The 256-nt window shown below is 52.3% G+C and carries 1 protein-coding gene; it reads left to right on the top strand.

The features are described from left to right. Positions 1-13: 13 nt before the first annotated feature. Positions 14-256: lipocalin family protein (locus tag FDX22_RS15410; protein WP_186805317.1), on the top strand; the 243-nt coding region annotated here is incomplete at its 3' end.

Below are 256 nucleotides of genomic sequence, written 5' to 3'. Positions count from 1 at the left end.
CAAGGAATATCCCATGCGCATTCTGCCCGTTGTTGCTGCAGTTACGGCTGCATTTCTGGTTGTTGCCTGCAGTTCTCCTACACCGCCGAAAGGCGTTACCGTGGTGAATAACTTTGATGCCAAACGCTATCTGGGCACCTGGTATGAAATTGCGCGTTTCGACCATCGATTCGAACGTGGGCTGGAAAAAGTGACCGCAACCTACAGCCTGCGCGATGATGGTGGGCTCAACGTCATCAACAAAGGCTATAACCCG

Source organism: Citrobacter sp. TBCS-14, assembly GCF_005280805.1.
GTDB classification, from domain to species: domain Bacteria; phylum Pseudomonadota; class Gammaproteobacteria; order Enterobacterales; family Enterobacteriaceae; genus Citrobacter; species Citrobacter gillenii.
This window is presented reverse-complemented; position numbering and strand designations above follow the sequence as displayed.